At 62.8% G+C, this 16,804-nt stretch carries 16 protein-coding genes; 15 read left to right on the top strand and 1 reads right to left on the bottom strand.

The annotated features are described in order from the left end of the window. Positions 1-574 precede the first annotated feature (574 nt). On the bottom strand, positions 575-1,090 hold the full coding sequence (locus AB1576_00385; GenBank protein ID MEW6080254.1) for a transcription repressor NadR: 516 nt from the start codon (positions 1,088-1,090) through the stop codon (positions 575-577). 119 nt (positions 1,091-1,209) lie between these two features. On the opposite strand from AB1576_00385, the gene hpt reads away from it, so the two are divergent. The 15 genes from hpt (at position 1,210) to AB1576_00310 (ending at position 16,791) form a co-directional block, all read left to right on the top strand. After that, positions 1,210-1,731: a hypoxanthine phosphoribosyltransferase gene (hpt, locus tag AB1576_00380; GenBank protein MEW6080253.1), complete on the top strand. Its 522-nt coding sequence runs from the start codon at positions 1,210-1,212 to the stop codon at positions 1,729-1,731. 13 nt (positions 1,732-1,744) lie between these two features. Then, a complete protein-coding gene (gene guaA / locus AB1576_00375) occupies positions 1,745-3,289 on the top strand; it encodes a glutamine-hydrolyzing GMP synthase (protein ID MEW6080252.1) in 1,545 nt (514 codons plus the stop codon). A gap of 168 nt (positions 3,290-3,457) precedes the next feature. Beyond that, entirely contained in the window at positions 3,458-4,762 is a 1,305-nt protein-coding gene (locus AB1576_00370; GenBank protein ID MEW6080251.1) for an NCS2 family permease, read from the top strand. Positions 4,763-4,781: 19 nt separating this feature from the next. Further along, positions 4,782-5,153 (top strand): AIR carboxylase family protein, encoded by a 372-nt coding sequence (locus AB1576_00365; GenBank protein ID MEW6080250.1) that lies wholly within the window; start codon positions 4,782-4,784, stop codon positions 5,151-5,153. Beyond that, positions 5,150-6,469 carry an adenylosuccinate lyase gene (purB, locus tag AB1576_00360; GenBank protein ID MEW6080249.1) on the top strand — a complete coding sequence of 440 codons (1,320 nt, stop codon included), beginning with the start codon at positions 5,150-5,152 and terminating at the stop codon, positions 6,467-6,469. Before AB1576_00365 ends, purB begins: the two co-directional genes overlap by 4 nt. Further along, positions 6,456-7,172: a phosphoribosylaminoimidazolesuccinocarboxamide synthase gene (gene purC / locus AB1576_00355; protein MEW6080248.1), complete on the top strand. Its 717-nt coding sequence runs from the start codon at positions 6,456-6,458 to the stop codon at positions 7,170-7,172. The genes purB and purC overlap by 14 nt, the downstream gene beginning before the upstream one ends. Then, a complete protein-coding gene (gene purS / locus AB1576_00350; protein MEW6080247.1) occupies positions 7,169-7,432 on the top strand; it encodes a phosphoribosylformylglycinamidine synthase subunit PurS in 264 nt (87 codons plus the stop codon). Before purC ends, purS begins: the two co-directional genes overlap by 4 nt. Before the next feature lies 1 nt (position 7,433). Further along, positions 7,434-8,144, top strand: coding sequence for a phosphoribosylformylglycinamidine synthase subunit PurQ (purQ, locus tag AB1576_00345; GenBank protein MEW6080246.1), 711 nt, complete (start codon positions 7,434-7,436; stop codon positions 8,142-8,144). Then, entirely contained in the window at positions 8,141-10,360 is a 2,220-nt protein-coding gene (gene purL, locus AB1576_00340; GenBank protein MEW6080245.1) for a phosphoribosylformylglycinamidine synthase subunit PurL, read from the top strand. The genes purQ and purL overlap by 4 nt, the downstream gene beginning before the upstream one ends. Continuing rightward, on the top strand, positions 10,342-11,742 hold the full coding sequence (purF, locus tag AB1576_00335; GenBank protein ID MEW6080244.1) for an amidophosphoribosyltransferase: 1,401 nt from the start codon (positions 10,342-10,344) through the stop codon (positions 11,740-11,742). The genes purL and purF overlap by 19 nt, the downstream gene beginning before the upstream one ends. Then, a complete protein-coding gene (purM, locus tag AB1576_00330; protein ID MEW6080243.1) occupies positions 11,742-12,788 on the top strand; it encodes a phosphoribosylformylglycinamidine cyclo-ligase in 1,047 nt (348 codons plus the stop codon). Before purF ends, purM begins: the two co-directional genes overlap by 1 nt. Before the next feature lie 11 nt (positions 12,789-12,799). Continuing rightward, a complete protein-coding gene (purN, locus tag AB1576_00325) occupies positions 12,800-13,417 on the top strand; it encodes a phosphoribosylglycinamide formyltransferase (protein ID MEW6080242.1) in 618 nt (205 codons plus the stop codon). A gap of 59 nt (positions 13,418-13,476) precedes the next feature. Further along, positions 13,477-14,997 (top strand): bifunctional phosphoribosylaminoimidazolecarboxamide formyltransferase/IMP cyclohydrolase, encoded by a 1,521-nt coding sequence (purH, locus tag AB1576_00320; protein MEW6080241.1) that lies wholly within the window; start codon positions 13,477-13,479, stop codon positions 14,995-14,997. 15 nt (positions 14,998-15,012) lie between these two features. Then, positions 15,013-16,257: a phosphoribosylamine--glycine ligase gene (gene purD / locus AB1576_00315; protein MEW6080240.1), complete on the top strand. Its 1,245-nt coding sequence runs from the start codon at positions 15,013-15,015 to the stop codon at positions 16,255-16,257. Positions 16,258-16,287: 30 nt separating this feature from the next. Continuing rightward, complete coding sequence (locus tag AB1576_00310) at positions 16,288-16,791, top strand: QueT transporter family protein (protein MEW6080239.1); 504 nt, start codon at positions 16,288-16,290, stop codon at positions 16,789-16,791. The last annotated feature ends 13 nt before the right edge of the window (positions 16,792-16,804 follow it).

The following is a 16,804-nucleotide window of genomic DNA, read 5'->3' as shown; positions in this document are numbered from 1 at the left end:
TTCTTCAACTTGACCCAGACTCTCTCAAAAACTGTATAATTCACGACTATCCATCCATCTTGCCGGTAACATTCCTAACTGAGTGTTCCATCTCTCTTGGGTAACATTCTTAGATGGGTTGACACGGAGGGAAGCTATGCTAGCGAGGGACACCGCTGGAAGTGATATCTAGAAGGATTATCTGGACACCTGAAGGAATAGAATGCTGAGTCGTTTCTGAGCCGTTTGTACCTGGCTCGGAGTGAAGGGGGCCGTGCCTCGTGTCCAAAGAAGTACTTGTTATCCTTGCCATCCTGGCGCTGGTGTTCATTGCCAGGTTCGTGCTGGGATCAGGATGACGCTAGAGGAGGGGCCCGTGCGGCCCCCGGTCCACCCCGCTGTGATCCAGGGTCCCTGTTGACCAGGGGCTGTGCCGGCTCCTGGAAAACCCTGACGCCGGCAGACCTGCCCCTTCCCCCTTACCTGCCTAAACGGGCCAGGTTCCACGCCCGTGCCTGTGAGGGTAGCGAGAGAGACTGGCAGGGCCAGTCTCTTAAGGTTCTTGGGGAGGGCGCCAGCACTCCTCGTACCGGCTTCAACCGCTTGCCACGAACCCCTTCCTGCGGAGTTCATCCTGGATCCTGGTGAGAGTGGGTCTGTCCGGCGCCCGGATGGTATGAAGGTGAGTGCCACCGGTGAGCGAGGACAGGAGCCTCGCCCGGGATGCCCGGAGTTCCGACACAAACTGGCGCACGTCGTCAGGGCACCTCAGGAGCAACGTCCCCGTTATGTGCCCGTACAAGGGGTGTTCCACGATGACGTCTAGCACCTCCCCGCCGAGGTCCACAACGGTCATGAGCTCGTCCTCCACCTGATCCAGGGTATGGGTGGAGGTGACCACAGTGGTGACTCCAGGCTTGGGTATGGTACCCAGCACGTAGCCCCTGGGTGTCGACAGGATGTTCTCTCCCTCGGCCCTGAGAAGGGCAACGTCCTGGACGATAACCTGCCTGGAAACCTGCAGCGCATCCGCGAGATCGGAGCCGGTCACGGCATCTACCCGGCCTCTCAGCATGTCTAGCAGTCGCTTCCTACGCTCATCAGGGCCCATGCCTGCTTTCACCCCTTACAGTCATTCTATCATAGCCCGGCCTCGCGCTCCATGCCTGAAAGGAATTCGACGGCGGCGAGCGAAATCCACGTTGAAGGGTGACGAGGGGAGGACTGTAGATGAGTGAAACCCTCGAGGTGCTGCTAGACCGGGGCCGCATAGAAGGCAGGGTGAGGGAACTGGCCAAGATGATTTCCGAGGACTACCAGGGACGGGTTCCCTTGATGGTAGGCATCCTCAAGGGTGCTGTCATCTTCCTATCGGACCTTGCCAGGGCACTCGACATACCAGTGGCTCTTGACTTCATGGCCGTTTCCAGCTACGGGCAGTCCAGCGAGACCTCAGGTGTGGTACGTATCCTCAAGGACCTGGATGAAAACATTGAGGGGCGGGACGTGATAGTTGTTGAGGACATCGTGGATACCGGTCTTACCCTAAGATACCTTTGCGACGCACTCAAGGCAAGGAACCCAGCGAGCCTCAGGGTGTGTGTCCTGCTGGACAAGCCATCCCGCAGGCTGGTAGAGGTGGATGTACACTACAGGGGTTTTGAAATACCCGATGCCTTTGTGGTGGGCTATGGCCTGGACTACCAGGAGAGGTACAGGAGCCTGCCCCACGTGGGCAGGCTGAAGCTGTAGAAGGAGGTGCGCGGTGGCCGCGCTGCACGAGGACAATGTTATCGTCATGGATTTCGGGGCCCAGTACTCCCAGCTCATCGCCAGGAGGGTCAGGGAAAGCGGTGTCCATTCGGAGATAGTCCCCCACTGGGCTAGTCTTCGTGACATCATGGCAAGGAGGCCCAGGGGGATCATCCTCTCGGGAGGCCCCTCCAGCGTGTACCAGGAGGGGGCTCCCACCTGCAACCCTGGGCTTTTCGAGCTGGGGGTTCCCGTCCTGGGCATATGCTACGGATTGCAGCTGATGTGCCACATCCTGGGTGGACGGGTAGTGAGGGGGGATCACCGGGAGTACGGGCGGGCCCTGTTGCACGTGGACGAAACCGAGCCTTTGTTCACCTCCTGGGCCAGCGGGGGTCCCCGGCAGGTTTGGATGAGCCACGGTGACCTGGTGCTGGATCTCCCGCCAGGCTTCCGGGTGATGGCCCACACTGGTGAGTGTGCAATAGCGGCGGCGGGGGATCCGTCCCGGGGGCTCTACGGGCTCCAGTTCCATCCCGAGGTATCCCATACGGACCAGGGCAGGAGTATCCTGGAGGGCTTCCTGTTCGGGGTGTGCCAGGCGAGCCCCACCTGGACCATGAGTTCCTTCATTGAGTCCAGCGTGGAGGAAATAAGGCGGAAGGTGCAGGGCCCGGTGATCTCGGCACTCTCGGGGGGCGTGGACTCCTCGGTGTCCACGGTCCTGGTGCACAGGGCTGTGGGGGAGAACCTCACATCCATATTCGTCGACCACGGGCTGCTGCGCAAGGGTGAGTCCAGCCAGGTCATCCAGACCTTCAGGGAGAGACTGGGGATGAGGCTGGTCCACGTGGACGCCAGGGAGAGGTTCCTGAGGCGCCTTGAGGGTGTGACTGACCCCGAGGCCAAGAGGAAGATCATCGGGGAACAGTTCATCAGGGTGTTTGAGGAGGAGGCCAGGAAGACGGGGGGCGCCCGCTACCTGGTCCAGGGAACCCTCTATCCTGATGTCATCGAGAGCGGGACCGCCACTGCAGCCCTCATCAAGAGCCACCACAACGTCGGGGGCCTCCCCGAGGACATGGAGCTGGAATTGGTGGAGCCCCTCAGGGACCTCTTCAAGGATGAGGTAAGAGCCCTGGGCACGGAACTCGGCCTCCCTGCTGAAATCGTCTGGCGCCAGCCCTTCCCCGGGCCCGGCCTGGCCGTTAGGATCATCGGCAGCGTGACTCCGGAGAGCCTGGAGCTGGTGAGAGCGGCGGATGCCATAGTCCAGGAAGAGATAACCGGGGCAGGCTTAGGGAAAACCACCTGGCAGTTCTTCGCCGTGCTGACAGGCCTGAAGAGCGTGGGAGTAATGGGGGATGACCGCACCTACGCCAACACGGTAGCCGTGAGGGCCGTTACCAGTGAGGATGCCATGACCGCCGACTGGGCCAGGCTCCCCCTGGACCTTCTGGGCAGGATATCCTCAAGGATCGTGGGGGAGGTGCCAGGGGTGAACCGGGTGGTCTATGACATAACCTCCAAGCCGCCGGCGACCATTGAATGGGAATAGTCGAACGTAAATGACCATAGCCGCAAAAACATTCGGATTCGCGTTGACTGCAAGCCGTAATCCTGCTAGTATGGAGACAGAAAGGGGCCGTTAAGCCGAATAATGCGTAGGGAGGTGCCATGAAGCCCGGCCCGGTGACACCACTACATAGGAGGTAAGCTGCCTGTGCTGGAAAAAATATTCAAACTCCGTGAGGCTGGGACTGATACCAGGACCGAGCTGGTCGCAGGAGTCACCACCTTTATGACCATGGCCTACATCATCTTCGTGAACCCCGGTATCCTCAGCGCGGCGGGCATGGACTTCGGAGCCGTCATGACGGCCACGGCCCTAGCCGCAGGCCTCACCACCATCCTCATGGGACTCTTTGTGAACTACCCCTTTGCCCTGGCCAGTGGCATGGGATTGAATGTGTTCTTCACCTTCGCCGTGGCTCAGGTCGCAGGCTGGCAAGCCGCCCTGGGGGTTGTGTTCATCTCTGGTATCGTCTTCGTGATACTGGCTGTCACCGGAGTCATTAGCTGGATTGATGTGGCTGTGCCCAGGAGTCTCAAGAAGGCGGTGTCAGTCGGCATCGGTCTGATGATAGCGCTAATAGGGTTCAAGAACGCCGGGATCATAACATCGGATCCTAACACCTTTGGCATCCTTTCCGATTTCTCCTCCCCCGGTCCCGTGCTGGCGGTCATCGGCCTGGTAATCACGGGCGTGCTCATAGCCCTCAAGGTCCGGGGCGCCATTCTCACCGGAATACTCCTGACAGCCGCCCTGGGTATCCCCATGGGCGTAGTTAGCCTCGAGGGCGCCTCCATCATCGGGCGCCCGGCTTCCCTGGCCCCGGTCTTCCTCCAGATGGACCTCAGGGGTGCCCTCGGACTTGGTTTCATGACGGTTTTTGCCTTTGTCTTCGTGGATGTGTTCGACACCATGGGAACCCTCATGGGCACCGGTGCCCGTGCCGGCATGCTCGACGAGCGTGGCACCCTCCCAAAGGTCAAGCAGGCGATGATGGTGGATGCCGTGGGCACCATGGGCGGAGCAGTCCTGGGAACCTCCACGGTTACCACTTACATAGAGTCTGCCGCGGGGATCACAGAGGGTGGCCGCACGGGCCTCACCGCAGTGGTGGTGGGCGTGTTGTTCCTGCTGTCCCTGTTCTTCGCCCCCTTGGCAGGCCTCATACCGGCCGAGGCGACGGCGCCAGCCCTGATCGTGGTAGGTATCCTGATGATGGCTGCCATTACCGGGATAGACTTCGAGGATATTACCGAGGCGCTCCCGGCCTTTATCACCATCGTTTTGATGCCCTTTACCCTGAAGATAGCCGACGGCATTGCAGCAGGCTTTCTGACCTACCCCATCCTGAAGATAGCGGCTGGGAGGCGAAGGGAAGTACATCCCCTCATCTACGTCCTGGCTGTGGTGGCCCTGGTTCACTTTGCGCCTGCCTTGTCCGGCGCTATAGGGAAATAGTGTGAAGGAGGGAGCCGGCATGAACCCTGTCATCGGCATTAGTGGTTGGCAGCGATTCGGATCTTCCAGTGGTGCCCACCTGCCGGGGGTCCTGGCGGCTCACACCAGCCTCCCTGTCATAGGCCTGCCCGTGGCCTCCGGGGCCCTGGGTGGCCTTGATGCCCTGTACTCCATGACCCAGATGCCCCCGGGTATTCCCGTGGCGACTGTGGGAATAGGAAGCCCCAGGAACGCAGGGCTTCTTGCCCTGAGGATCCTGGCTGTCTCCGATGAACGCCTGCGTAAGGCACTTGAGGAATATGCTGGCAAGATGGCCGCGGGGGCCCAGGAGAAGGACAGCATCCTCCGGGAGAAGGGGCTCTGGGGCTACCGGAAGGAGGGCACCCGGTGATAGAGCGCTACACCCTGGCCAGGATGGGTGGCCTGTGGTCCGAGAAGACCCGCTTCACCCGCTGGCTGGAGGTGGAGGTCCTGGCGTGTGAGGCCCACGCGGAGCTGGGCGTCATCCCCAGGGAGGCGGCCCGGGTCATCCGGGAGAAGGCCGCCGTGAACCCAGAGAGGGTACACCAGCTGGAGGAGACCACCCGGCATGATGTGGCTGCCTTCGTCCAGGCGGCCGCCGAGAGCGTGGGGGAGGAGGGTCGCTTCATCCACTACGGCCTGACCTCCTACGATGTGGTGGATACGGCGCTTTCCTCGCTCATGCGGGAGGCTGCGTCTATCATTGAGGAAGACCTGGCAGCCCTCCTGGATACGATACGCCGGAAGGCCCTGGCTCACCGGGACACGCTCATGGTAGGGCGGACCCACGGCGTGCACGCGGAGCCCATTACCTTCGGATTGAAGATGGCCCTCTGGTACGCGGAGACCCAGCGGAACCTGGAGAGGGTTCGAAGCGCCGCCAGGACCATAAGCGTTGGGCGGCTCTCGGGCGCGGTGGGGACCTATGCCCACGTGGACCCCTTCGTTGAACGGTACGTGTGTGAGAGGATGGACCTAGAGCCGGCGCCAGTCTCAACCCAGGTCATCCAGCGGGATCGCCACGCCCAGTACCTGGGGGCCATGGCCCTGGTGGCCTCATCCATAGAGAAGTTTGCCCTGGAGGTGCGGGGACTTGCCCGCACGGAGGTGCGGGAGGTTGAGGAGTCCTTCGGCCGCGGCCAAAAGGGCTCCAGCGCTATGCCTCACAAGCGGAATCCAGTGGTATCCGAGCAGATGACGGGCCTGGCTCGCCTGGTAAGGGCCAATGCCCACGCCGCCCTGGAAAACGTGGCCCTGTGGCACGAGAGAGACATATCCCACTCCTCGGTGGAGAGGGTCATCATCCCTGACAGCACCATTGTGGTGGACTACATGGTCCAGACCTTCACCAGGCTCCTGGAGAACCTGGTGGTGTACCCTGAGAACATGCTGAGAAACCTGAACGCCACAGGCGGCCTCATCTACTCCCAGCGACTCATGCTGGCACTAGTATCCTCAGGCCAGAGCAGGGAGGAGGCATACCGGCTGGTCCAGTCCCTGGCTACCAGGGCCTGGGAGGGAGAGGCCTGCTTCCAGGACCTGGTGCTCGAGGACCCAGGGGTGTTGAAGGCCCTGGGCAAGGAGGGGGCTCGGGCCTGTTTTGACCCCCAGCAGTACGTAGCGCGGGTTGGAGAGATCTTTGAAAGGCTCGGTCTTAAAGGAGGCGAAAGCGTTGGAAAGGCTTGAACAGATGTACGAGGGGAAGGCCAAGATCGTCTACGCCACAGCCGATCCAGACCTCGTAGTCGTCGAGTTCAAGGACAGCGCCACGGCATTTGACGGGAAGAAGAAAGGAACCATTACCGGCAAGGGTGTGGTCAATGCCAGGACCTCGGTGGTGCTCTTCAGGCTCCTGGAGGAGGAAGGCATTCCCACTCACCTCGTGAAGGTGCTGGACGAGAAGACACTCCTGGTGAAACGATTGGAGATCATTCCTGTTGAGATGGTGGCCCGGAACATCGTGGCCGGGAGCCTCTCCAAGAGGCTGGGGATGCCAGAGGGCGAGCCCCTCCCCCACCCCGTCCTGGAACACTACCTTAAGAGCGACGAGCTGGGAGACCCAATGATCAACCGGTACCACATCAAGGCCTTGGGGCTGGCGTCCGGTGAGGAGATGGACCAGATGGAGTCCTTGTCCCAGAGGATCAACACCATCCTTAGCGGCTATCTCAGGGAACGGGACCTCATCCTGGTGGATTTCAAACTGGAGTTCGGCCGCCACCATGGCCAGGTGCTGCTGGGTGATGAGATATCACCCGACACCTGCCGGTTCTGGGATGCCGGCACCGGGGAGCGCCTGGACAAGGATCGCTTCAGGAGAGACCTGGGGGGAGTGGAAGAGGCCTACCAGGAGGCTCTTGCCAGGATCGAAGGGAGGCCCAGGTCTTGAGGTTTCTTGCCCATGTCAGGGTCATGCCTAAGGCCGAGGTGGCGGACCCCCAGGGAAACGCCGTGTGCCATGCCTTGAACACGCTGGGCTACACAGGGGTCGGGGAGGTCAGGGCAGGCAAGTTCATGGAGGTCATCCTGGAGGCCAAGGAGCAAGAGGAGGCCAGGACCCAGGTGGCCGAGATGTGCCGGAAGATCCTCTCCAACCCCGTAATCGAGGAGTTTTCCTTCGAAATCAGGGCACTGGAACACCGGGGGTGATCTGTTGGCCACGTTTGGTGTGGTTGTCTTCCCAGGTTCAAACTGTGACAGTGACTGCTACCATGTGATAGACCAGGTCGCAAGACAGCCGGTAAGGTATGTCTGGCACCAGGAACAGCACCTGGGGGACTTGGATTGCGTGATACTGCCCGGGGGTTTCTCCTACGGTGACTACCTGCGCACTGGCGCCATTGCCCGGTTTAGCCCGGTCATGAAGGGCGTGGAGGATTTTGCCGCTGGCGGAGGGCTAGTCATCGGGATCTGCAACGGCTTCCAGGTTCTCCTGGAGGCGGGCCTGCTCCCCGGGGCCATGTTGAGGAACAAGAGCCTTCGTTTCCAGTGCCACTGGAGCAACATAAGGGTGGAGAACGCAAATACCCCCTTTACCCGGGCAATGGATAAGGGGACGGTCTTGAGGGTCCCCATTGCCCACTACGAGGGAAACTACTACGCTCCCCCCGGGACCCTTAGGGAACTTGAGGCATCGGGGAGGATCGTGTTCACCTACTGCGACGAAAAGGGCGAGGTCACCCCGGAATCCAACCCCAACGGGTCGGCCAGGAACATAGCTGGCCTTGTCAACGAAACCGGCAACGTCCTGGGGATGATGCCTCACCCTGAGCGCTGTTCCGAGGGCGTGCTCGGCGGCAGGGACGGCCTGGGTGTGTTCATCTCAATTGTCCGGTGGGTCCAGGAGGAGGTGGCTTCATGACCCCCGAGGACATTCTCGAAGCCAAGGCCTGGAGAACCCTGGGGCTAAGAGACAGCGAGTACCAGGAGATCAGGGAAGTCCTCGGAAGGCTTCCCAACTGGGTAGAGGTGGGGATGTTCTCAGTGCTCTGGTCAGAGCACTGCGGTTACAAGCACTCCCGGCCATGCCTCAGGGACCTCCCCACTGAAGGGCCCCGGGTGCTGGTGGGGCCTGGTGAGAACGCAGGGGTCGTGGACATCGGTGATGGCCTGGCGGTGGCCTTCCGCATCGAATCCCACAACCACCCCATTGCCGTGGAGCCCTACCAGGGTGCGGCCACAGGCATAGGTGGCATCGTCCGGGACATCCTGGCAGTGGGGGCAAGGCCAGTGGCCCTCCTGGACTCCCTGAGGTTCGGCGACCCGGGACAGCCCCGGGCCCGCTACATCTTCCAGGGGGTAGTCTCGGGGATCTCCGGCTACGGGAACTGCATCGGTGTCCCCACCGTGGGCGGAGAGGTGTTTTTCGATGACGCCTACGATCGCAATCCCTTGTGCAACGTCATGTGCGTGGGCCTGGTGGACTCAGAGCGGGTTGCATCAGCCAGGGCACGGGGTGAGGGTAACGCCGTAGTACTTGTAGGCGCACTCACAGGCCGTGATGGGCTGGGAGGCGCCAGCTTCGCCTCCGAGGAACTCGGCGAGGACACCGAGGCAAAACGGCCTGCGGTTCAGGTTGGCGACCCCTTCATGGAGAAACTCCTCATCGAGGCGTGCCTGGAGATGCTGGAGAAGGGGGCCGTCTCGGCCATCCAGGACATGGGCGCAGCGGGCATTACCTCCTCCTGCGCGGAGACGGCGGCCCGCGGCGGCTTGGGCATGGATATTGATGTCTCCCGGGTCCCCCTGAGGGAGCCCGGCATGACACCATTTGAGATCATGCTCTCTGAGTCCCAGGAGCGAATGCTCATCATAGCGGAGAAAGGCAAGGAGGGCGTGGTAGAGGCGATAGCCATGAAGTGGGGGCTATGCAGCTCTACCATAGGCACCCTAACCGGGGACGGGATGCTCCGGGTGAGGGAAAAGGGTGAGGTGGTTGGCGAGGTTCCCGCCAGGGCCCTGGCCGAGGAGGCCCCCACGTACACGCCCGAGGCGAAGAGGCCTTCGTACCTCGACCAAGTCCAGGGGTTTGACCCTGAGGGGCTTCCCGTGCCCGCCGATCTCACTGGCGTGCTCCTGGGGCTCATGGAGTCCCCCAATGTGGCCTCCAAGGAGATGGTATGGACCCAGTACGACCACATGGTCAGGACAGACACCGTTGGTGCCCCTGGGGGCGATGCGGCGGTGTTGAGGGTCAAGGGGACGCGCAAGGGACTCAGCCTGGCCACGGACGGCAACGGCCGCTACACCTACCTGGATCCCTGGACCGGGGGTGCCCTGGCTGTGGCGGAGGCCGCCCGGAACGTTGCCTGTTCAGGGGCAATACCCGTAGCCCTGACCAATTGCCTGAACTTCCCCAACCCCGAAAAGCCGGAGGTCTACTGGCAGTTCTGCGAGACCGTCCGGGGAATGGGGGATGCCTGCCGGGCCCTGGGCATACCCGTGACCGGCGGGAACGTAAGCTTCTACAACGAGACTGAGGGCAAACCCATCTATCCCACCCCTATCGTGGGGGTCCTGGGGCTCCTGGAGGACATCGATGCCAGGCTCCCGGCGGGGTTCCAGTCCGAGGGAGACCTCATCGGCCTCCTGGGCCTGAACCTTGGAGAGCTGGGAGGCAGTGAGTACCTGCGCCTTGTCCATGACGTGGTCTCCGGCCGCCCCCCAAGGCTTGACCTCGAGCTGGAAGGGGCGGTGCAGGCGGCCCTGGCCCAAGCGTCAGGCCTCCTGCGATCGGCCCACGATTGCTCCGATGGGGGCTTGGCCGTGGCCCTGGCGGAGTGTTGCCTTCTCGGCCGGACGGGCCCGGTGGGAGCCACGGTGAACCTCAAGGGTTCCATGCGCCCGGACGCCCTCCTGTTTGGGGAATCCGCATCGAGGGTGGTCATTTCCTTTTCCGGGCAGCACCTGCCTGCCTTGAAGGCAGTCTTTGCCCAGGCGGGGGCACCGTTTACGCTGCTGGGCCAGGTGGCGGGGGCCCGCCTTGTGATAACCGGGGATGGCACACTGGTGGACTGCACCGTAGGTGCCCTGGAGGAAAGGTGGCGAAACGGACTTCGATGGGCGGTGTACTCGTGAAACCCAAGGAGGAGTGTGGCGTGTTCGGCATATTCGGGAACCCCGATGCCGCGCGCCTCACCTACTACGGCCTCTATGCCCTGCAACACCGCGGCCAGGAGAGCGCCGGGATCGCAGTGAGCGGCCCGGGGACCGTGAAGGGCCACAAGGGCATGGGGCTGGTATCGGATGTCTTCAACGGCGGCAGGGTCGATGACATTCGGGGGAACAATGCCGTGGGTCACGTGCGCTACTCCACCATGGGCTCAAGCTTCCTGGTGAACGCGCAGCCCCTTGTGGTAAGGTTCCACGGTGGGGGGCTTGGCCTCGCTCACAACGGAAACCTCACCAATGCTGTGAAACTACGGTCAAAGCTGGAAAGGATGGGCTCCATATTCCAGACCACTATGGACACCGAGGTGGTGGCGCACCTCATAGCTAGGAATTCCGGCCAGGGGGTGGATGGCGCCGTAGCGGAGAGCCTCCAGAGCATTACAGGGGGCTACGCGCTCGTGCTCCTCACCGACGACGCCCTCTACGGGGCCAGGGACCCCTCGGGAACGAGACCCCTCTCCCTTGGAAGGCTGGGGGATGCATGGATACTTGCCTCGGAGACCTGCGCCTTTGACACTGTGGGCGCCGAAACCGTCAGGGACATTGAGCCCGGAGAGATGGTGAAGATGTCCGAGGCCGGGCTCGAGAGCTGGCAGGTTGTGACACCCAAGAATCCCGCCCTCTGCATCTTCGAGTACATCTACTTCGCAAGGCCGGATTCCAACCTCCGCGGCCTGAACGTCCACGCCACACGGAAGGCCATGGGCCGGAGGCTTGCCCGGGAGTTCCCTGTCGATGCTGACCTGGTCATGGGGGTGCCCGATTCCAGCGTATCCGCAGCCAGCGGCTACGCTGAGGAGGCGGGGATCCCCTACGAGATGGGTCTTGTGAAGAACCGCTACGTAGGGAGGACCTTCATCCAGCCCAACCAGGGAAGCAGGGCACTGGGTGTGCGTTTGAAGCTGAATCCCGTGCGGAAGGTCCTCCAGGGCAAGAGGGTGGTGCTGGTGGATGACTCCATCGTTAGAGGCACTACATCAAGTTACATAGTACACCTTCTCAAGGAGGCTGGCGCCACCGAGGTGCACCTGAGGATCAGCTCCCCTCCCTACCGCTTCCCCTGCTTCTATGGGATCGACACCGCCTCCAGGGGGGAACTGATCGCGGCCCAAAAGACGGTGGAGGAGATCGAGCAAGTGGTGGAGGCCACATCCCTACGTTATCTAGGCCTGGAGGCCCTCCTTGAGACTGTGGGAGAGCATGACGGCCACTGCACGGCCTGCTTCACCGGGAACTACCCCATGCCCGTTTGTCACGCTGGCAAGTACGCGCTGGAGTGTGGTGCCTAGTGGGAGGGAGCGGCCTGGACTACCTGGGTTCGGGTGTGAATATTGATGCTGGAAACGAGGCGGTCCGCCGGATAGCGGGGCATGCCTCATCTACCTTTAGACCCGGCGTTATCGGGGGCATTGGAGGCTTCGGAGGCCTCTTCTCCCTGGCGGGGGCAGGTTACGAGGGCCCTGTGCTGGTTTCCGGGGCCGATGGGGTGGGCACCAAGCTCAAGGTGGCGTTCGCCATGGACAGGCACGACACCATCGGCATTGACTGCGTGGCCATGTGCTGCAATGACGTGGCCGCCCAGGGTGCCGAGCCCCTCTTTTTCCTGGACTACCTGGCTGTGGGGCGAATGGACCCTGGCCTCGTGGATAGCGTTGTCAAGGGCGTTGCCGAGGGTTGCAGGCGGGCAGGCTGTGCCCTCCTGGGAGGGGAGACCGCGGAAATGCCGGGCCTTTACCGGGAGGGTGAGTATGACCTGGCGGGTTTCGCCGTGGGGGCGGCACCAGCCGGGAAGCTGCTGGACCCCGCCAGGGTGAAGGCAGGGGACGCGCTGGTGGGGCTGTCCTCAACGGGGCTTCACTCCAACGGTTACTCCCTGGCGCGCAAGGCGCTCCTGGAGGAGGGCGGCATGAGCCTGGACACCTACAGGGATGAACTCGGGCGGACCCTGGGGGAGGAACTCCTGGAGCCAACGGCCCTGTACTCGAGCGCCGTCCTCTATCTCCGGGACTCCCACGGCCTTACCGGGGCCGCGCACATCACTGGGGGTGGGCTCATCGAGAATGTCCCCCGTTGCCTCCCGCCGGGTCTCGGGGCAGTCATACGGAAGGGTTCCTGGATGGTTCCGGCCATCTTCCCCCTCATTGCAGGGGTGGGACCGGTGCGGGAGGCCGAGATGTTCAGGGTGTTCAACATGGGGGTGGGCCTGGTGGCAGTGGTGCCTGCCGGGGAGGGCGAGGCAGCCGTGGAGGGCCTGCGGGCCCGGGGCCATGAGGCCCGGATCATCGGCGAGGTCACAGGGCTCCGGGAAGGCCAGTTGCCTGTGACGCTGCTGTAAGGGGTGGCGGCATGATAATCCTGGGTGTACTTGCCTCGGGAATGGGCAGCAACCTCCAGGCAATACTGGACGCACAGGCGGCAGGGCTCCCCGCTCAGGTGGGCGTGGTCATCAGTGATGTCCAGGATGCCATGGCCCTAGAGCGGGCCAGGGAGGCAGGGGTGCCTGCGTGCCTGGTGGACCCTGGGGCGTTTCCCGGTCGTGCTGCCTACGAAGGGGCGCTTGCCCGTTGCCTGGAGGAGCACGGTGTGGACCTGGTGTGCCTTGCAGGCTACATGAGGGTGGTGGGCCGGGTGCTCCTGGACGCCTTCCCCTTGAGGATCATGAACATCCACCCCTCGCTCCTCCCGGCGTTTCCCGGTCTTGACGCCCAGGGCCAGGCGGTAAAACACGGTGTAAAGATGGCCGGGTGCACAGTTCACTTCGTGGATAAGGGGGTAGACACCGGCCCCATAATAATCCAGCGAGCGGTGCCCGTCCTGGAGGGCGATAACCGGGAGAGCCTGGCCCGGCGCATACTCCAGGAGGAGCACATAGCATACCCCGAGGCCATCAGGCTCTACGCCGAGGGGAGACTGGTCGTGGAGGGGCGAAGGGTGAAGGTGCGCCCCTCCCAGGCTGGACATTGAGTTAGGGGTGAAAGGAGGGAGCAGGCGAGCCCCACCAGGCCTCAGCCTGCGTTTCTGCTATGAGAAGGGCACTGGTGAGCGTCTATGACAAGTCCGGCGTGGTGGGCTTCAGCAGGGGCCTCGCTGAACTTGGTTTCGAGATCATTTCCACGGGGGGTACCGCCAGGGCCCTGAGGGACGCAGGGTGTCCCGTCCTGGAGGTGTCCCAGGTCACAGGTTTCCCAGAGATCCTGGGAGGACGGGTGAAGACCCTGCACCCGCGGGTTCACGGCGCCATACTAGGCCTCCGGGAGGACCCGGGTCAAGCACGGGAGATGGAGGCCCACAGCCTGGTTCCCATCGACCTTGTGTGCGTGAACCTCTATCCCTTCCGGGAGGTGCTCCTCAAGGGCGGCTCGCACCAGGAGATCGTAGAGAACATCGACATAGGCGGGCCGTCGATGTTGAGGTCGGCCGCCAAGAACTACCGGCACGTGGCGGTCCTGGTGAACCCCGCCAGGTACGGCCAGGTTCTGGGCATGCTGGGAGAGGGGGATATCCCCCTGGACTACCGGCATGAGCTAGCCTGGGAGGCGTTCAAGCACACCTCAGCCTACGATGCGCTCATAGCCTCCTACTTCTCCCAGGGTGCCATGGAGTTCCCCGACCGCCTGGCACCCTACTACGAGAAGGTGATGGACCTCCGGTACGGGGAGAACCCCCACCAGAAGGCTGCGCTCTACGGATTGGGGATAAGGAGAGGGCCCTCGGTGATAGATGCCCGGCAGCTGCAGGGGAAGGAGCTCTCCTACAACAACATCGCCGACGCCGACGCTGCCCTGGGCCTTGCCAGGGAGTTTGATGCCCCCGTAGCCGTGGCGGTCAAGCACCAGAACCCATGCGGTGTGGGCCTGGGCTCAAGCCCGCTGGAGGCCTACCGCAAGGCCCATGACGCTGACCCTGTCTCCATATTCGGCGGGATCGTGGCGTTAAACCGGGAGGTTGACGAAGGCACAGCCAGGGAGATGTCCAAGGTGTTCCTGGAGGTGGTCCTGGCCCCCTCCTTCTCAGACGAAGCGGCCAGGGTGTTTTCCACGAAGAAGGACGTGAGGCTTCTTGAAACCGGGGACATGGGAAGGCCCAGCCCGGGGTTGGAGTTGCGTTCCGTCGCCGGGGGACTGCTGGTCCAGGAGAGTGACCTCTTGGGGGATGCTGGTGAGTGGAGGGTGGTAACCGATAGGGCGCCCACGGAGGATGAGATGGAGAACCTCAGGTTTGCCTGGGCCGTGTCTAAGCACGTGAAGTCCAACGCCATGGTGGCCGCAGGCGGCCTGGGCACTGTGGGGATCGGAGCAGGACAGATGAGCCGCATCGAAGCAACCCGGATAGCCCTGAGGCAGGCTGGCGAACGTGCGCGGGGCGCGGTGATGGCGTCCGATGCCTTCCTCCCCTTTCCCGACGTTGTGGAGGAGGCCGCGCGCTCGGGAATTCGCGCCTTGGTCCAGCCCGGGGGGTCAGTGAAGGACCCCGAGTCCATCAAGGCCGCCAGTAGGGCCGGGATGGCCATGGTGTTCACCGGGCGGCGTCACTTCCGGCACTAGGACAGGGGGATCGACATGAAGGTTCTCGTGGTGGGTAGCGGTGGCCGGGAGCACGCCATGGCCTGGAAGATAGCCCAGAGTCCCAGGCTCCGGCACCTTTATATTGCCCCGGGGAATGCCGGGACCATGGCAGTGGGGGAGAATGTGCCCGTGGCCGCTGACGACGTGGAGGGCCTGGCCCAGTTCGCCGGTACGAACGGGATCGACCTTACAGTGGTCGGCCCCGAGGTGCCCCTGTCGTCCGGGCTGGTGGACCGGCTTAACGAGGCGGGTCTCCTGGCCTTCGGGCCCACCAGGGCAGCGGCAATGCTGGAGGCCAGCAAGGTATGGTCCAAGGAATTCATGCGGAGAAATGGGATCCCTACGGCAGGCTTCCGGGCGTTTGACAGCCTGGATGGGGCTCGGGACTACGTTACGGGTGGAAGCGGGCCCATTGTGGTGAAGGCTGACGGGCTCGCCGCTGGCAAGGGCGTCACCATTTGCCAGGACCGGGATGAGGCTTGGCGCACCCTGGAGGACCTCATGGGTCACGGGAGCCTTGGTCCTGCGGGCCGCCGCGTAGTGGTGGAGGAGTTGCTCCAGGGCAGGGAGGTCTCATTCCTTGCCTTCTCCGACGGCGAGAGGGTGGTGCCCATGCCGCCCGTCCGGGACCACAAGAAGGCGTATGACGGGGACAGGGGTCCTAACACCGGTGGCATGGGTGCCTACTCACCCCTGCCCGACTGGAGTGAAGACCTGGAGCGCAGGCTCACCTCCATCATGGAGGCCACAGTCAGGGGCATGGCCCAGGAGGGAGTCCCCTTCAGGGGAGTGCTCTACGGTGGGTTCATTCTCACTCCCCAGGGCCCCTTTACCCTGGAGTTCAACGTGAGGTTCGGAGACCCTGAGACCCAGGCCCTCCTCCCAAGACTCAGGTCTGATCTCCTGGACATCCTGGAGGCCGCTGCCCGGGGAGACCTGGACAATGCGTGCCCTGAGTGGGATGAAAGGTCATCGGTGTGCGTTGTGGCGGCATCCCGGGGTTACCCTGGGCACTACGAGAAGGGCAAGCCCATCCAGGGTGTTGGCGGCCCCTTTCTCCCGGGTGTTGAGGTGTTCCACGCTGGCACGGCCCCCGGCCCTGTCACTGCGGGTGGGCGCGTCCTTGGGGTGACTGCCCTCGGCCATGGCCTAAAGGACGCCCGGGAACGGGCCTACGAGGCACTGAGCAGGATATCCTTCGAGGGGATGGTCTACAGGAGGGATATAGGGAGTTCCTAGCCGTGGTGATTCCCGGGAGGAGGGTAAACCTTGAAGGCCTACCAGATTTCCAGGGTGGCATTAATCGCCGCAGCCTACGCAGCCCTTACCGTGGCCCTGGCGCCGATCAGCTATGGGCCAATCCAGGTCAGGGTGTCAGAGGCCCTCACAGTGCTGGCCTTTGTTACCCCAGCCGCGGTGCCTGGACTGTTCTTGGGATGTTTCATAGCTAACCTCGTTGGAGGCTTGGGGCTCGTTGACGTTGTGCTGGGCAGCGCGGCTACCCTGGCCGCGGCCCTGCTGACCAGGAGAATGCCCTCTCCCCTCCTGGCACCCCTCCCGCCCGTCCTGGTCAACGCAGTGGTTGTCGGGGGCTACCTCAGCGTTCTTACACGCCTTCCCTTCATAACCACCTTTCTTTACGTAGGATTCGGGCAGGTCCTGGCCTGCTATGGCCTGGGATATCCCCTCCTCCTCTGGGCAGTGCGCTCGGACATCCTGAGACGCTATTTCCATGAAAATGGTAAAGGAAATGGCAATGAGGGTGGCCAATAAGGTCTGGGGAGGG

It is taken from the genome of Bacillota bacterium (genome assembly GCA_040754315.1).
In the GTDB taxonomy this organism is placed as follows: Bacteria; Bacillota; Sulfobacillia; order DUSP01; family JBFMCS01; genus JBFMCS01.
The sequence above is the reverse complement of the archived record's forward strand: the minus strand, read 5'-3'. Positions and strand labels throughout refer to the sequence as shown.